The 15,831-nt window shown below is 51.3% G+C and carries 13 protein-coding genes; 8 read left to right on the top strand and 5 right to left on the bottom strand.

The features are described from left to right. The first annotated feature begins 460 nt into the window (after positions 1–460). The gene (locus tag JI741_RS29220; RefSeq protein WP_202015736.1) at positions 461–652 is read left to right on the top strand and encodes a cold-shock protein; all 192 of its coding nucleotides are present in this window, start codon (positions 461–463) and stop codon (positions 650–652) included. Positions 653–780: 128 nt separating this feature from the next. On the opposite strand, the gene JI741_RS29215 is transcribed toward JI741_RS29220, so the two are convergent. Then, entirely contained in the window at positions 781–2,037 is a 1,257-nt protein-coding gene (locus tag JI741_RS29215) for a serine hydrolase domain-containing protein (RefSeq protein WP_202015735.1), read from the bottom strand. Positions 2,038–2,481: 444 nt separating this feature from the next. Between JI741_RS29215 and JI741_RS29210 the strand changes: the two genes are divergently transcribed. The 3 genes from JI741_RS29210 to JI741_RS29200 all read left to right on the top strand — a co-directional run bounded on the left by JI741_RS29210 (position 2,482) and on the right by JI741_RS29200 (position 6,033). After that, positions 2,482–3,903: a hypothetical protein gene (locus JI741_RS29210; RefSeq protein WP_202015734.1), complete on the top strand. Its 1,422-nt coding sequence runs from the start codon at positions 2,482–2,484 to the stop codon at positions 3,901–3,903. A gap of 267 nt (positions 3,904–4,170) precedes the next feature. Next, positions 4,171–4,950, top strand: a complete 780-nt coding sequence (locus JI741_RS29205; RefSeq protein WP_202015732.1) for an alpha/beta hydrolase — start codon at positions 4,171–4,173, stop codon at positions 4,948–4,950. Between the two features lie 90 nt (positions 4,951–5,040). Beyond that, positions 5,041–6,033, top strand: a complete 993-nt coding sequence (locus tag JI741_RS29200; protein ID WP_202015751.1) for an alpha/beta hydrolase — start codon at positions 5,041–5,043, stop codon at positions 6,031–6,033. A 124-nt stretch (positions 6,034–6,157) separates the two neighbouring features. Here JI741_RS29200 and JI741_RS29195 read toward each other — a convergent pair whose 3' ends face one another. After that, entirely contained in the window at positions 6,158–7,012 is an 855-nt protein-coding gene (locus JI741_RS29195) for an energy transducer TonB (RefSeq protein ID WP_202015730.1), read from the bottom strand. Between the two features lie 423 nt (positions 7,013–7,435). On the opposite strand from JI741_RS29195, the gene JI741_RS29190 reads away from it, so the two are divergent. Next, positions 7,436–7,798: a DUF1987 domain-containing protein gene (locus tag JI741_RS29190; protein ID WP_202015728.1), complete on the top strand. Its 363-nt coding sequence runs from the start codon at positions 7,436–7,438 to the stop codon at positions 7,796–7,798. A gap of 117 nt (positions 7,799–7,915) precedes the next feature. Here JI741_RS29190 and JI741_RS29185 read toward each other — a convergent pair whose 3' ends face one another. Beyond that, positions 7,916–10,069, bottom strand: a complete 2,154-nt coding sequence (locus JI741_RS29185) for a M3 family metallopeptidase (RefSeq protein ID WP_236676330.1) — start codon at positions 10,067–10,069, stop codon at positions 7,916–7,918. Positions 10,070–10,365: 296 nt separating this feature from the next. Here JI741_RS29185 and JI741_RS29180 point away from each other — a divergent pair, with 296 nt between their 5' ends. Continuing rightward, complete coding sequence (locus JI741_RS29180; RefSeq protein WP_202015726.1) at positions 10,366–11,103, top strand: SDR family oxidoreductase; 738 nt, start codon at positions 10,366–10,368, stop codon at positions 11,101–11,103. Between the two features lie 297 nt (positions 11,104–11,400). Here the strand turns inward: JI741_RS29180 and JI741_RS29175 are convergent, their stop codons facing one another. Beyond that, positions 11,401–12,423, bottom strand: coding sequence for a cytochrome d ubiquinol oxidase subunit II (locus JI741_RS29175; protein WP_202015724.1), 1,023 nt, complete (start codon positions 12,421–12,423; stop codon positions 11,401–11,403). Next, positions 12,420–13,745, bottom strand: a complete 1,326-nt coding sequence (locus JI741_RS29170) for a cytochrome ubiquinol oxidase subunit I (RefSeq protein WP_202015722.1) — start codon at positions 13,743–13,745, stop codon at positions 12,420–12,422. Before JI741_RS29170 ends, JI741_RS29175 begins: the two co-directional genes overlap by 4 nt. Before the next feature lie 305 nt (positions 13,746–14,050). Here JI741_RS29170 and JI741_RS29165 point away from each other — a divergent pair, with 305 nt between their 5' ends. Both JI741_RS29165 and JI741_RS29160 read left to right on the top strand, forming a co-directional pair. Further along, positions 14,051–15,247, top strand: coding sequence for a sensor histidine kinase (locus JI741_RS29165; RefSeq protein ID WP_202015721.1), 1,197 nt, complete (start codon positions 14,051–14,053; stop codon positions 15,245–15,247). Between the two features lie 151 nt (positions 15,248–15,398). Next, entirely contained in the window at positions 15,399–15,794 is a 396-nt protein-coding gene (locus JI741_RS29160) for a response regulator (protein WP_202015720.1), read from the top strand. Positions 15,795–15,831 lie beyond the last annotated feature (37 nt).

Below are 15,831 nucleotides of genomic sequence, written 5' to 3'. Positions count from 1 at the left end.
CTAATTTCGTTTTGATTAACTTAGATTCTGTTCTCATTTTTCTGACAGTTTAAAGGGTTTGACTTTAGATAGTTTGCACTTCTAAGTTAACCCAACTGTCAGATTAAGTCGGAACTACTACACATAATTCATCAATCTTGAATCTCCGAAGAGCGGCTCCATCTTTTTTACTTGAGGCACACCACCGCGACCGGCTTGTTTCTGCATTCTGTCAGATTTCCAAGAGTTCGTCGCCATCGGATTAGGATGCTGCGTTTATTCGGCGTATGTTTGCATTGCATTAAAGAATAGTACCTCAGCAAGCCCCGTTTCTCAAACGCCTAGTTGTTTTCACCTTCCTTAATTTTACTAAGCTTCTTTTAGATCTCCCATCAAGTAATCTGGATCAGTATTAGTCCACAGTGGCATGTCCATTGGCCTCAGAGCGTTTTTATTTTTTTTTAATTTTCAATACAATACAATGCAAGGAACAGTAAAGTTTTTCAATGAAACCAAAGGATTTGGCTTCATCACTCCGTCAGATTCAAAAACTGACATTTTTGTCCACACGTCAGGTCTTATCGACGAAATTCGCGAGAACGACGAAGTTACCTACGACGAAGAAAAAGGCAGAAAAGGCATGAATGCCGTGAACGTTACAAGAATCATGTAATCATTCTATACCCCTTAAGAAAAACGATCGGCTTTAACAGGCCGATCGTTTTTTTTTGATCTATGGTTTGCTGGCGCGGGTCTTCGACCCGTGCCCATCATTGCCATGTCTCCGACATGCGCGCTCCCCTACTTACCATCATATTTCCCATACACCGCATCCCGAAACACCTTATGCAGCGGGTTGCTGAAGGGAAAAATCTGCACAAACAAAACCGCCGTCAGTTCATTCTTGGGATCGACCCAGAACAAAGTGCTGGCTGCGCCGTCCCAGAAGAACTCGCCCACAACGCCGTTTTTCTCTTCGGCATTTTGTGGTGCGCGCAGTCTCACGGCGAAGTCGATGCCAAAGCCCACGGGGCCTTTGCTGGGGAGCCACATGCGCTCGGTCACGCTGTCTGACAGTTGGTTGGTGGCCATCAGCTTCACGGTTTCGGGTTTGAGGATGGTGACGCCTTCGAAGGTGCCCTCGTGCACCAGCATGCGGGCAAAGCGCATGTAGTCGTCGATGGTGGATGTGAAGCCAAAGCCGCCGGGTTTGAGGGGCCATTCTTTTCCATTAAAGACGTTGGCTTTTTCATCGGGTATGCGGGCCAGGGCGCTGTCGCTCTTCATATACATGGCAGCAAGGCGTGTCATGTCTTCGGGCACATAGCGTGTGGATTTCATGCCCAGGGGATCGAGTATATTTTCGCGCACATATTGATCGAACGGCTTGCCCGACAGTTTCTCTACCAGGTAGGCCTGCACGTCAACGCACACGCCATACGACCATTGGTCGCCGGGGCTGAATGCCAGCGGCAGCTTGGCCAGCTTGGCGGCCATTTGTGTGAGGGTGTTTTCTTTATTCATCACGTCGGCCTCCTTCACCAGCGCACCAAGCTCGGGGTGCTCTTCGCGTGCAAAGCCGGCGGTGTGGCGTGTGAGGTCGCGGATGGTGATGGGACGTGTGGGCGCTTTCAGAATCATTTTTCCTTTGGCGTCCATGCCTGCAAACACTTTCACGTCGGCAAATTCAGGTGCGTACTTTGAAAGCGGGTCGTCCAGTTGAAAAGCACCTTTCTCGTAGAGTTGCATGAGGGCTGTGCCGGTGATGGGTTTGGTCATGGAGAAGATGCGCACCAGCGTGTTGCGACCGAACGGTTTGCCGGCTTCGCGGTCGGCATGGCCAAAGGCGTTGAAGTAGACTTCCTTATCTTTTTCAACAACAAGGGCCGACACGCCCGCGATCTTGAAAGAATCCACCATGGCTTTCAGGGTGGAGTCGAGTCGCGCTTTTGCGGCTTCGTTGATGATGCCGGTGGTGTTGGTTTCTTCGGGCTTGGGTGCTTTGCAAGAAGTTGCAAGAATGAATGCAACAAAACAAAGCGAATATAGTCGGGTCATGGGTCTGTTGGGTTTAAAGAAATTAAAGTAGTTGATTGTGATTGGTTTTTAAAACGGCGCTTACGTTAACGGAAAATTGGGATGAGTGAAGCAGCCCTGCCGGATGTGAGCGGGTAAACCCGCGGACAACTTGTCTGTAGCTACAACCATCCCAATCCAAGGCATACAAAATATCTCATTTGCTTTTGTTTTCACCTCGCAAAGAAGTAGATTTCTTATAGCGAGCCCATCCGTGAAATGCATCAACGTGCATTGCGGGTGGGCTTTTTGCTTTTTGATGTCGCCCGCCGTTCACGAGAGAAGCGCCCCTGCGCCTGCTACTTTTTATTTCGACTTGTAAGCTGTTTGCGTTCCACCGCACCCCTGGCATTTGCATCATCGACGAATGCGCTGCGTTTGAAGTTTTACGTTTTGTTAGTTCATATCACCCTTAATCCTACTACCATGAAAAACGCTCTCTTTCGATTGGTGTTGGTGCTCGCCATGAGCATAACCCTGCTACGTTGCGCCGACAAAGGCGAAGATCTCAGTCCTGTGAAAGTGCAATTCACATGTTCGTTCTCCGCCCTCGACATTGCCGGAGGGCGTGTGGAGACCGGCGAGTCGCCCACTACCCTGTTGCTTAGTTTGCAGAACAACGCCGGTGCGCCGGTGATCACCCGCAAGGAAATTAAACTGCTACGCGTAGGCAACAGCTTTCTTGCCGATCCGCTTGAGCTGGCGCCGGGCTATTATCGCATCACCGATTTTTTGCTGGTGGCCGATCCATCGGTTGTGCTCTATGCCACACCGCGTGGCAACTCGCCGTTGGCCAGGGCGGTCAATCATCCATTGCCCTACGGCATCAACGTGTATCGCAACAACGTGACCAATGTGGATATGGAAGTGGTTGACGTGACCACGCGCACACCCGAAGAATTTGGTTATGTGGCGTTCTCCATCAACGTGGTCAATCCCCTTCGCCTTTCGGTGTTCCGCCTCGAGGGCAACCACCAGATTTTGACCAGCGCCAAAGCCGCCATCCTGCACGGCACCGACACCGTGAAAAAATTTGTGCTCGATGCCACGCTAAACACTATCTCGTTTCAAGGCGACACTGCGGCTACACACCGCCTGGCGGTGACCAAGCCCGGCTACATTTCTTATGCGAAAGACTTTGTGTATAGCAAACTTGGAAACCTACCCTGGAAGATTTTGCTGGTGCAACCGCTCTTCACCATCGCGGCGCGGGTGGATGCCGACCATGGGTCTAATCCCTACCGCATGATGTTGAATGGCGAAAACGTATCGCTCCAGATAAACTGGGGTGACGGCACAACGCAGGCAGTTTTGATCGACAACCCGCTCAACCCCGCCTTCCTCGAACATACCTATCCCGGCAACGGAAGCTATCTCATCAAGGTCACCGGCGATCTCGACAAGATCACAACGTTCTATTCGTTCTATGGACAGGGAAGTGTGAATGACTTGAACGTGCACGGCCTTTCCAACCTGGAGAGTTTCATTTTCGGTTTAACGTATTGTCCGCCGGTTGTGGACCTCCGCTACAATCCCAACGTAACGTTCCTCAACATGCCCGGACTGCGGCAACTGGAAGATCTGTTGCTTCCCGACGACAGCCACATCCAATACATCGACATCAGCGGTCCCAACCTGCTGACAACGGCCGACATAGACTCCATCATCAACACGGTGCACCGCGGTGCCGTGGTCCACAACATAAACACGGCAGGCGCGTTCAAACTGCCCGCGTCGTTTATGAACGAGAACGGGCCGGCCATCGGACCGCCATCGCCCGCATCGCTGGCCAAACTGCGCGAGCTGCGTGATGTTTACCATTGGGGAATTGTGCCCAACCCGCTATAACGACTTTTATCAACGCCCATCCATTCCGAACAGGCGACTCCATTGGGGGTCGCCTGTTTTGGTTTAGGGTGGAATGCAATCGCCGCCATCCATTTTTCAAATCATCGTTTTGTACAAGGGTATCTGCCATTCGTCAATCGCGCGCGTTTTCCCGATCAAATACTTTTGTCGTCATCCGCGTGACGAACTGGGTGTGTTAACCTGACGTTCCCTTGTGAAAGACAAGGCTGCGCCAAACCGTTCGTCCGTGATCTTAACGCGCCGACCATGACAAAAATCAAATCCAAAACCATCGTGTTCATCACGGGAGCCTTTGTGAGCCATAGCTGCTGGGAGGAATGGGCCACCTTCTTTCAGTATCAAGGCTACACTACTCTGGTGCCACCGTGGCCCGCCAAAGATGCTGACGCCGAAACCCTGCGATGCCGTCATCCCGATGCAGCGCTTGCTGCGGTGTCGTTGCCCGACGTGATTGCTCACTACACAAAGATCGTTCAAAGCCTGCACGAAAAGCCTATCGTGATCGGCCACTCGTTTGGAGGTTTGATTGCGCAGATCATGTTGAACAAAGGGTTTGCCGCGGCCTGCGTTGCCCTTCATGCCGTGCCGCCACAAGGCGTGATTCCCTATGAGTTCAACTTTTTGAAGTCAAACATCGGCGCGCTGGGATTTTTCACCTCGAGCAAAAAAACATTCCTGATGTCGTTTGAGAAATGGCAGTTTGTATTCACAAACGGATTGCCTTTCGACGTTCAGCGCAAAGGCTATTTCGACTTCTCCATACCCGAATCCAAACGCGTGCTCCGCGGCGGGCTCACCAGTGCCGCAGCCGTCGACTTCGCCAAAGCGCATGCTCCCCTGCTCATCGTGGCCGGAAGTCAGGACCATTGCATTCCCTCGCACCTCTGCAAACGCGTCTTCAAAAAATACTCCCACAAAGAATCCGTCACCGACTTTGTTGAGAAAGACCGAAACCATTTTGTGCTGGGATTGCCCACCTGGAAAGCCGACGCCACGCACATTGTCGAATGGCTTCGCGCACACTGATCGTCACTATCAACAACCCAAAAACAAAACCACAAGGAAACTATGAAAGCACTATTAAAATCCATTTTACTCATCTACTGCTTAACCTTTATGATCAACCCAACCCAAGCCCAACACCAACCGATCGATCCGGACAAGGACGCCGCGATTGAACGCCGCACCAAAGCCTTTCTCCATGCCCTGAATGGCGGCGGCGGTAAACCCATGGAAACGATGACTCCCGCCGATGCACGCAAAGTGCTGGAGGGCGCACAAACCTCGGTGGCCGTAGACCTGTCTGGCATCGACGTGACCGAGAAAACCATCACACAGGATGGCATCAGTGTGAAGCTATACATCGTTCGTCCCTCGGGGGCATCGGGTGTGTTGCCGGCCTTCCTGTTCTTTCACGGCGGCGGCTGGGTGCTTGGCGACTTCGCCACACACAAACGGTTTGTGAGAGACCTGGTGGTCTACTCCGGCGTGGCCGGTGTGTTTGTGGAATATTCGCGATCACCGGAAGTGAAATATCCCGTAGCCCTAAACGAATCGTATGCAGCCACCAAGTGGATTGCCGAACACGGTGCTGAAATCAACCTCGATGGAAAACGTCTGGCCGTTGTGGGCAACAGCGCCGGCGGAAATCTGGCCGCGGCCACTGCGTTGATGGCAAAAAACAAAAAAGGTCCCGAGCTGAAACTGCAGGTGTTGTTCTGGCCTGTGACCGATGCCAACTTCGAAACCGCATCGTATCTCCAATATGCCACTTCGCGTTTTCTGACACGCAACATGATGATCTGGTTCTGGGACAACTATGTTCCCAAAGCACAACGCAACGAGATCTATGCGTCGCCGCTAAAAGCTTCGCTTGCCGAATTGAAAGGCTTGCCACCCACGTTGGTTCAGGTCGCCGAAAACGATGTGCTGCGCGACGAAGGACTTGCCTATGCGCGGAAGATGGATGAAGCCGGTGTGGATGTGACGTTAGTGCAGATACAGGGCATGATTCATGACTATGGATTGTTGAATCCCCTGGCGAATGTGCCTGCCGTGCAGTCGGCATTGAGACATGCGGCCGGTGAATTGAAGAATGCGTTGAAGTGAGTTACTGTTCCGCAAAGACGGGAAGTATTTTAGGATATCTCCCGTCTTTGTTTTGCGTATTAAATATTGATCCCGTCTTGCAACACATTTTTTGAAGCCGGCCAACGATGTCCGCAATTGCACTTCAGCCAAGCTTAAATCTAATAGGCAGAACAAATCGACATCGAACAACTTTCCCATTCACCTTTCCCGGTTTCCAATTGGCGATGGCTTTTACCGTACGCAACGCCTCTTGATCGCAATACATATCAAATCCTCTCCTGATTTCTGCGTTTGTGATGCTTCCATCCACTTCAACAACGAACATAATAAATGTGACACCCTGAGCACCCGCGCTCCGCGCGGGTGCAGGATACTTCAACGTTTGCCCCACCGCTTTTGACATTGCCTTCAGTCCGCCCTTAAACTCGGGAGGGGTGTCTGTCAACGTATACAGCGTGTCATGCGTAAGTGTTTTTACCTCATATTGCACCACCGATATAGAATCTTTCACATAATCATGGGCCACTGTGTTGTTTATCGGCTCGTGCACAACAAGGCCATTGCCGTTTGGAATAAGCTCCTGGCCCGTGGGGGACCAATAGTGTATGTATGTTATCTTGTCGCCGTTGTGCCGTCTAACAAGGCGAGGTTTTCCGGTAGTGTAATAGAATGTATGAATGCCCGTGGCAGCATCCTTTTCAAAGGTACCGTCGCGCTTCAGGGCGCCATCTGGATAATAAATCACAGTTCTGCCGTCTTTCACCAACAGTCCATCAACAACACGAAATTCCGAGTGCTCCTCCAGTTGTCCCGATATGAAATAATCGTTCATTAGTACCAGCCCCTCCTTTTCTTCAACAGTTCGATAATAAGAGGCATCTTTCGGATCACTGACAACTTCCCATGCGTGGTTGAAATATTCCCTGGGAAGTTCGGCATCCTGACCGGAAGCGATGAGGCTGATCAGGAGAAGAATGAACGTGACGCAGGGCTTCATGCAATAGTAGCCATGATTTGAGCGTTCGTGTTGTGAACCAGCACGAAGGCTGGAAGAAAAAATTATTCGGGAACGTTTCATAGTAGTCAACTTGAGCACAATCAAAACTGTTTGGGTGGGGTTAGTACAACAGGTTCGTAAATCAAACAAACTGAATAACATCCATTTCAGGCGCTAACCTACAAAAAAAACAAAAATGACGTCCACACAGAGCGTTATTTTCAGAAACAGAAAAACATTCGATTGCGAAATTGTCCTCTCAACGGCCAGGAATGCAGGCCGGTTCAGGAATTCAAAACTTTCGGCGATTGTGACGGTGAAACTTTTACAAATGGTAAGCATTGAACACAACCGATCATTACCTTTGGCCAAAATTCAGATCCTCTTCCTTTTCGATGTTTAGCGCAATTTCTATAAAAAGGTATGGAAGTATTTCATTTAGTGAGCAGTGACGAAACCCCAGAGGTGATCTTAGATAGCGCGAAGGGCCATTTTGAAATTTCGGGCCGGTCGCTCCCCGAAGATGCTGTTTCGTTTTTTAATCCCATCATGGACTGGCTTAGAGCATACGGCGCTTCGCCCAATCCCACAACCGCCTTTGTTTTCAAACTCGACTATTTCAACACCGCTTCCTCCAAACTCATTCTCGATTTGCTGCACGTGCTCAAAGACATCAAAGGCATCCAGATCGTTTGGTATTCTTATGCCGACGACGAAGAAGTGCAGGACGCAGGCACTGAATTTTCAGAGCAGGTAGAAGTTCCGTTCGAATTTCGCTCACGCTAACTCCCGCGTTCATTTCATTCCCAACTACTCAACACCGCTGTTATTTTCGCATAAGCGCAATAGTTTCACACGGACCTCAGGCGCTGAGGTCCGTGTGAAGAAATTAAAACCATTTGGCTACTTATTTGGTTTCGCAAAGTCGCGTGCTTCCATCAGCGCGTTGATCTTTGGGTCGCGGCCTCTGAACAAGCGATAGCCTTCTGCGGGATCTACCGTGTTGCCTACCGAAAGCACATGCTGGCTCAGGCGGGCACTCACACTCTTGTCGTAAGGACCACCGGCTTCGGTAAAGGCTGTGAAGGCGTCAGCCGAAATCACGTCCGACCAGATATAGCTATAATATCCGGCAGAGTATCCATCGTCCGCAAAGATGTGCAGGAACTGTGGCGTGCGATGACGCATCACAATTTCCGACGGCATGCCCAACGCACCCAGTGTTTCGCGTTCAAATTTGTCGGGGTCAATGGTCTTCGCGCCTTCGAGGTGAAGTTTCATGTCTACCAGTGCGCTTGCCAAATACTCCACGGTGTTGAAGCCGGAGTTAAAGCTTTTGGCCTTGTTAATTTTTTCCACCAAGGCCTGCGGCAGCGGCTTGCCAGTTTCAAAATGCAACGCGAAGGTGTTCAGCACTTCGGGCGTGGTGAACCAGCGCTCCAGCAACTGCGAAGGGAACTCCACATAGTCGCTGGCCACGTTGGGCGACTGCAAGGAAGGATACGTCACGTTCGACGACAAGCCATGCAGGGCATGACCAAATTCGTGAAAGAGCGTGTTGGCATCGTCGAGTGAAATCAACACGGGCTCGCCGGGTTTTCCTTTAATGAAGTTGCTGTTGTTCGACACCATGGGAATGGCACCATCGAGTTTGTTCTGGTTGCGATAGGTGTTCATCCAGGCGCCCGAACGTTTTCCGGGACGCGCAAACGGATCGAAATACCACACGCCAACGGTGCGGCCACTGGTCTTGTCTTTCACTTCCCAAACTTTCACATCGGGATGATAGACCGGAATGCTGTCGAGGGGAGTGAACGAGAAGTTGAACAACTCGCCTGCCACCCAAAACATGCCTTCGCGCATTTTGTCGAGTTGCATGTAGGCTTTTATCTCGCCCTGATCCAGGTCATAGCGTTGCTTGCGCACTTTCTCGGCATAGAAACGATAGTCCCACGGTTCAATTTTCAGGTTGGCTCCTTCCTTTTTGGCAATGGCCTGCATGTCGGCCACTTCCACTTTCACACGGGCCACAGCGGGCTTCCAAACTTCTTCCATGAGGGCCATGGCGCGTTCGGGAGTCTTCGCCATTTTGTCGTCGAGCATGAGGTGGGCGTGCGTTTTGAAACCCAACAGCGTGGCCCTTTCGGCGCGAAGCTTAAGAATTTCGGTGATGATGGCGTTATTGTCGTTGGCGTCGCCCTTGTCGCCACGGTTAATAAACATCTTCCACGCTTTCTCGCGCAGGGCCCGGTTGGTCGAGAAGGTGAGAAACGGATCGATAGACGAGCGCGTGTTGGCAATCACCCATGCGTTGGCAAGCTTGTGTTGCCCGGCACTCTCGGCCGCCGCGTCAATAAGGCTTTGCGGCAGCCCCTGAAGATCTTCCTTGGCCGTGATGGTGATGTATTGATCGTTCTCATCGGCCAGCACGTGCTGACTGAACTTGGTGAACTGCTCGGCCAGCTTTTGGTTGATGTCTGAAAGCCTGACTTTAGCCGTGGAGTCAAGTTGCGCACCGGAGTGCACAAAGGTGGTGTAGTATAACCATGTGAGGCGTTGTTGCTCGGGAGTGAGTTTTTTCAGCGCGTCAGATTCGTAGACCGCTTTGATGCGCGCAAAAAGCTTTGCGTTCTGAATCATCTTGTCGTTGAAGGCGGCGGCCTTTGGTGTGAGCTCTGCTTCAACTTTCTGAAACACGGAGTCGCTCATGTTGCTGGACCAGATGTTGAAGAATGTTTTGAAGCGGGCGTATTCCTGGCCAGCCTTCTCCAGAGCCACAATGGTGTTTTCAAAATCGGGCGCTGCAGTCTCGCCCGCAATGGCGTCGATCTCGGTTTGATTTTTTGCCGTGGCCGCGTCGAACGCCGGCGCGAAATGGCTCACCTTCACTTTGTCGAACGGCGGCAAGCCGCCGAACCGTCCATCCCAAACCTGCAACAACGGGTTTTCGGCGGTGTCGGTGCTGGCGGCGGTTTTGTTTTCTTCGGTTGATTTCTGGCAGGATAGCATGACGGTGGCAATGCTTAAGAATAGAATGATAGGTCTAAAAGATGTCATAGGTTAATGAGCAATGTGGAATGAACACGGTTTAGCAAACACGGGCATGCCTCCGATACGATTGCCGAACGCCATGCCGCGCGGTGAAAATACTGATAAGTTAATCTAAAGGCAAACCCCTGTTAGGGCGTTATCAGTCAGCACGTTCCATTGCTGTTGCCCGGCATCCCGAGAGGCTGGATAAAACAAATTTCAAAAAACATTTCCGGGCGCAAGAACTATTTGGGAAACCGGTCTGTTCTGAAATTATACCGATTGGTATATTATATCAAAACACCATCTACTTTCCTATCACCATGAAAACAACACAAAACACAGTCCTCATCACCGGCGGCAGTGCCGGCATAGGCTTCGAGATTGCCAAACAGTTTGCCGCCAAAGGCAACGCCGTCATCATTACCGGCCGCGACCAGGACCGTCTGAATCGCGCTGCCGCACAAATTCCCGGGGTCACCGCCATCCCCTTCGATGTGACCAAAGGCGACAACGTTGACCAACTGGCCAAAACCCTTGCCGCCAAGTTTCCCAACCTCAATGTGGTGGTGAACAACGCAGGCCGCGCGTTCGTGCACAGCCTCTCCGACGACTATGGTACCTTCGAAAAAGCCAGCGAAGAAATGCTCACCAACTATTTGTCGGTGATCCGCCTCAACGAAGCGTTACTCCCCTTGCTGAAGAAACAAGACGAAGCAGCCATCGTGAACGTCACCTCAATCGTGGCCTTTGCCCCCAATCATAAACTATCAACCTACGGCGCCAGCAAAGCAGCCCTCCACTCCTATTCACAATCGCTGCGACTTGCGTTGGCCAAATCGAGCAACATCAAAGTATTTGAATTGATGCCTCCCCTGGTAAACACAGAGTTCTCTACAGAGATCGGCGGCGAAAGAGGAATTCCCCCTTCGGAAGTGGCGTCAGATCTGGTAAGCGCATTTGAAGAAGATCGTTACGAAGTGCATGTCGGCGCAACCGCGCACATCTACACCCTGACCCGCACCGCACCCGAAGAAGCATTGCTGACGATGAATCCGTAAGCGAACAGAATGTCGTGAATTGACACCTTGCAATTACGATGTTGCGTGCAACGTGAAAATGAAATTAGAGTGAGAGCGGTGATATAGCGAGAATGAGGATGACAGAATGCTCTCAACTCTTTTTTTGTGTTGCTATCTTATAAATTGAGTTGATACGCAGTTAGCATATAGAACAACCGAGAGCTGTTTCAGGTTTGGAACAGCTCTCTTTTTTTTGTTCCTGCCGAAGATCACACAGAAGTCTACCAGGCATCGGCCCGGACGGGTGTCGTGCCTGGAGCGCACTAACGCATCACACTAGGCCTCTTCAAAATGCCGCATCCGTTTAATTTGAAAACTATAATACAGATAGAACAACGCCGGAAGAATGAACGCACTCCCAATCAATAGCGCCCACCCCAATGCCGACATCGTTTTAGCAGGCGCCTGATAATCGTAAAGCGAAAGGGTCTTTCCCCCTGCCATGATAATAATGTTCGGAAAGTGTGCATAGCTGATCGCCAACAAAATCATAGTTACCTGAAACGCCACCAGTATGCGCAGCGCCAGTCGTCTTTTTTTCGGGATCAATCGCCACAGCGCAACAAGCGAAAGCGTTGCCGCAATCACCGCCGTCACCCCTACGGAGTCGCCAAATACCCACGTCACCAACGGAACGTGATCTACTTCGGCCGCCACAAACACCAGGATGCCGCACACCACAGCAATGATGTTGGCATTACGTGCTTTGCGTATAAATCCCTTGCGCGCGCTTTCTTCATCGGCTTCGCCAATGAGGTAGACGGCGGCAAGAAAGCCGCAGAGCGCCACGGTGAAGAAGCCCACGGAAATTGAAAACCAGTTGAACCAGCCCAGCACATAGGCCGTCATAAAATCTTTGGCGTCGGGTTGGATGTGACCCGACACCGTGCTGCCCGCCGTGATGCCCAGAAAGAGCGGGGTAATGAAACTTGACCACACAAAAACGCGGTTGTAGATTTCCTGCATGTCGTCGCGCACGGCGTCGTAGTGCCGGAACACAAAGGCCGTTCCCCGGGCAATGATGCCCATGAGCATGACCACAAGGGGAATGTGCAGGTAAATGGACAGCTCGCTATAAATCACAGGGAAACCCACAAAGAGAATAACGATGGCAATGATCAGCCACATGTGGTTGGCCTCCCAAATGGGCCCGATGGCGTGATAGAGGGTTCGGCGTGTACGGTCAACGTTGCGCGACGAGGTGAACAGCTCCACAATGCCTGCCCCAAAATCGGCTCCGCCCAACAGAAAATAGAGCAGGATCGACAGCCACAAAAAGGTGATCACCACATAACTCATGACTTCGGCGTTAAGGTTGGTTGATCATACAACGCCGGAACGCTCTGGATCTGACGTTTCAGCAGGAAGATGATGATGATGCTCAGGGAGATATAGACCGCCGTGAAAAGATAGAACGACCACACAATGCCCGGCATGGGCGTGACGGCATCGCGGGTGCGCATGATGCCGTGCAGTATCCAGGGTTGTCGTCCCACTTCGGTCACTGTCCAACCTGCCTCCACGGCCAGGAAGCCCAACGGTGTGGCCAGGGCAAACAGGCGCATAAACCAGCGGTGTTCGAACCATGCTTTTTTGCGGAAAGCCACAAACAGCATCAGGGCCAGCAACATCATGAACATGCCAGCGCCCACCATGAGCTGAAATGCATAGTGCACCACGGACACGGGTGGCTGATCCGCTTCCGGAATTTGGTCGAGGCCTGTCACTTCCGCATCCAGGTCGCCGTGGGCCAGGAAGCTGAGCATGCCGGGAAGTTCGATGGCAAATTTCACGTCTTTGTTTTTCGCGTCGGGTATTCCGCCTACAATGAGCGGTGCATGTTTCTGTGTATGAAAGTGTGCTTCCATGGCCGCAAGTTTCGCCGGTTGCCGCACGGCCACATCTTTGGCCGACAGGTCACCGCTGAGGGGTTGCAACAAAGCGGCCACGGCACCAAAGGTTGCGGCAATGCGAAAGGCATGGAGGTGAAACGAAACGTTTTTGCGTCGCAGAATCATGAGGGCGTGAACACCGGCCACGGCAAAGCCCGTTGCGGCAATGGCCGCCAGCGTCATGTGCAAGGCTTGCGTGAACCACGCGTCGTTGAACATGGCCTGAATGGGATCGATGTTGAGATACTGGCCATCCACAAAGTCGAAACCGGCGGGGCTGTTCATCCACGCGTTCGCCGACACCACCAGGATGCCCGATGCCAAACCGCTGATGCCTACCACCACGCCGGTGAACCAGTGAAACCAGGTGTTGAAGCGTCCCCAGCCGTACAGAAAAAATCCAAGGAAAATGGCTTCGATAAAAAACGCGGTGCCTTCGAGCGAGAAAGGCATGCCGAAGATGGGCCCGGCGTGTTTCATAAACTCAGGCCATAACAATCCCAGTTCAAACGACAACATGGTGCCCGACACGGCGCCTGTGGCGAAGAAGATTGCCACGCCTTTGCTCCAGGCTTTGGTGATGTTGCGATACACTTCGTTGCCAGTGGTGATCCATTTATAGTGCGCCACTGCCATGAAGAATGGCATAACCATGCCGATGCAGGCGTAGATGATGTGGAAGCCCAGCGAGAAGGCCATCTGCAAACGTGCCGCGAGGAAATCGTTCATAGTTGCTGTTCGTTATACGGCCAATCCGTTGTGAAAGGTGGTTCTTTTTTACTTCTTTTTAACCAAAAAAGAAAACCGTTGTTACTTTATGTAAACCGGTCAAAAAACAGCGGCTGCAGTCTCATCATTTCTTCATTTAATAACCATCCCAACCCGAAGACGCAGGCAGGTATTCCATGTCAATTTTACGCATTCTGTAGAATCCTCTACACAATATGTGCGTCGCAACCCACATTTTTCTTTCGAAATTGCGTTTATAATATCGGAACAATAATTGCGCTTCTCTCGGTGCCTATAACTTTCTTATGGAAAAGAATCTTAAAATCCTTGTCCTCGAAGACATGGAAGATGATCTGGAACTTATCGAATACATTCTTACCGATGCAAATCTTGATTTCACGACGAAGCGCGTAGACAATCGTTATGAATTTATTGCCGCCCTTCACGATGATCAGATAGATGTTATTCTCTCCGACCATTCGCTCCCTCAATTTAATTCGCAGGAAGCCCTCGCCATTTATCTGGAGTCGGGACTGAAGATACCGTTCATTCTGGTGACCGGCGCCGTGTCGGAAGAGTTTGCCGTGAACGCCCTGAAGCAGGGTGCCGACGACTATGTGCTGAAATCAAATCTCACCCGGCTTCCCTCCGCCATCATTAACGCCGTGCGCCAACGCGAAGCCGAAGCCGCCAAGATGATGGCCAACGATGCCATGCGCCGGCAATATGACGAGCTGATGAAGATCAATAAAGAACTCGACAGCTTTGTCTATAGCGTATCGCACAACCTGCGCGCGCCTCTTCGCTCGGTGCTTGGGCTCATCAACCTGGCACGTATGGAAGACGAGAAGCGTGGGAATTTCTTCAATGAATATTTCGGCATGATGGAAAACAGCATGAACAAGCTGGACGATACCCTGAAAGAAATACTCGACTATTCGCGCAATGCCCGCCAGGATCTGACAGTAGAAAAAATAAACATCCGTCAGTTGGTGACCGACAACCTCGAACGCATGCAATACATGCCCGGATCGGAAAAGATTGTGAAAGACATTTCGGTGGAAGAAAACTATCCGTTCTGGTCTGACAAGTACAGACTGTCGGTTATTTTCAACAACATCATTTCCAACGCTATCAAATATTACGACGAGGCAAAAGCTCAACCGTATCTGCGCATCTCTATCCAGGTTTCGCGCGAACGTGCACACATGGAATTTGAAGACAACGGCATCGGTATTGATCCGGCTTACTTGTCGAAGGTGTTTGATATGTTTTTCCGCGCCACCCACAACAACGACGGTGCCGGACTAGGGCTCTACATTGTTCAGGAAGCCGTGGAGAAACTGAAGGGGACCGTAGAAATCAAGTCGGGGTTGCAGACGGGCACCACGTTTATTATCGACGTTCCCAACCTCTCCACGCATGAGCAGCTTTCAGATTATCAGACGGCAACGCCCCTGGAAGCAGGGACCAACGCACTACGTGGTCACCATTCATCCTAATTCAACTAGCTTTCCCATCCGAAAGAAGCCATCCCGATATTAATTTCAGAATTGTCTGAAGGGACGTTCTGAATTCTATTTATCTTTACTGGACATATCCAGTTCGCTTGTTTCCTGTACGTTCCATTCTCCACTTCACCCTACGACTCGCATGAGCCTGTATCGCACAATTCTCCTTGTCGACGACGACGTGGAAGACCAGGAGATTTTTATGGACGCCGTAAGCGAAGTGGCACCCACCGTGCACTGTCTCTGTGCCAACGACGGGGATGCGGCCCTCACCCTGCTGACAGGCAACACGTTGGCCCGTCCGGATATTCTTTTCATCGACCTGAACATGCCCCGCATGAACGGGAAGCAGGTGCTTCAGGAACTGAAAAAACGCCGCGACATCAACAACATTCCCGTGATCATGTATTCCACGTTTTTTGGCGAACAGGACATTGAGGAAATCACGGCCGAAGGTGCCGCCCACCACATGATCAAGCCAACGCGTTTTGCCGACCTTTGCAGCGCGCTGAGCTACATTCTTACCACGCCCTGGTAACACCCCCAGGAATCTTTTATCAAGGAAATCTTCTACA

Source organism: Chryseolinea lacunae, from assembly GCF_016735595.1.
Lineage (GTDB): Bacteria > Bacteroidota > Bacteroidia > Cytophagales > Cyclobacteriaceae > Chryseolinea > Chryseolinea lacunae.
This window is presented reverse-complemented; position numbering and strand designations above follow the sequence as displayed.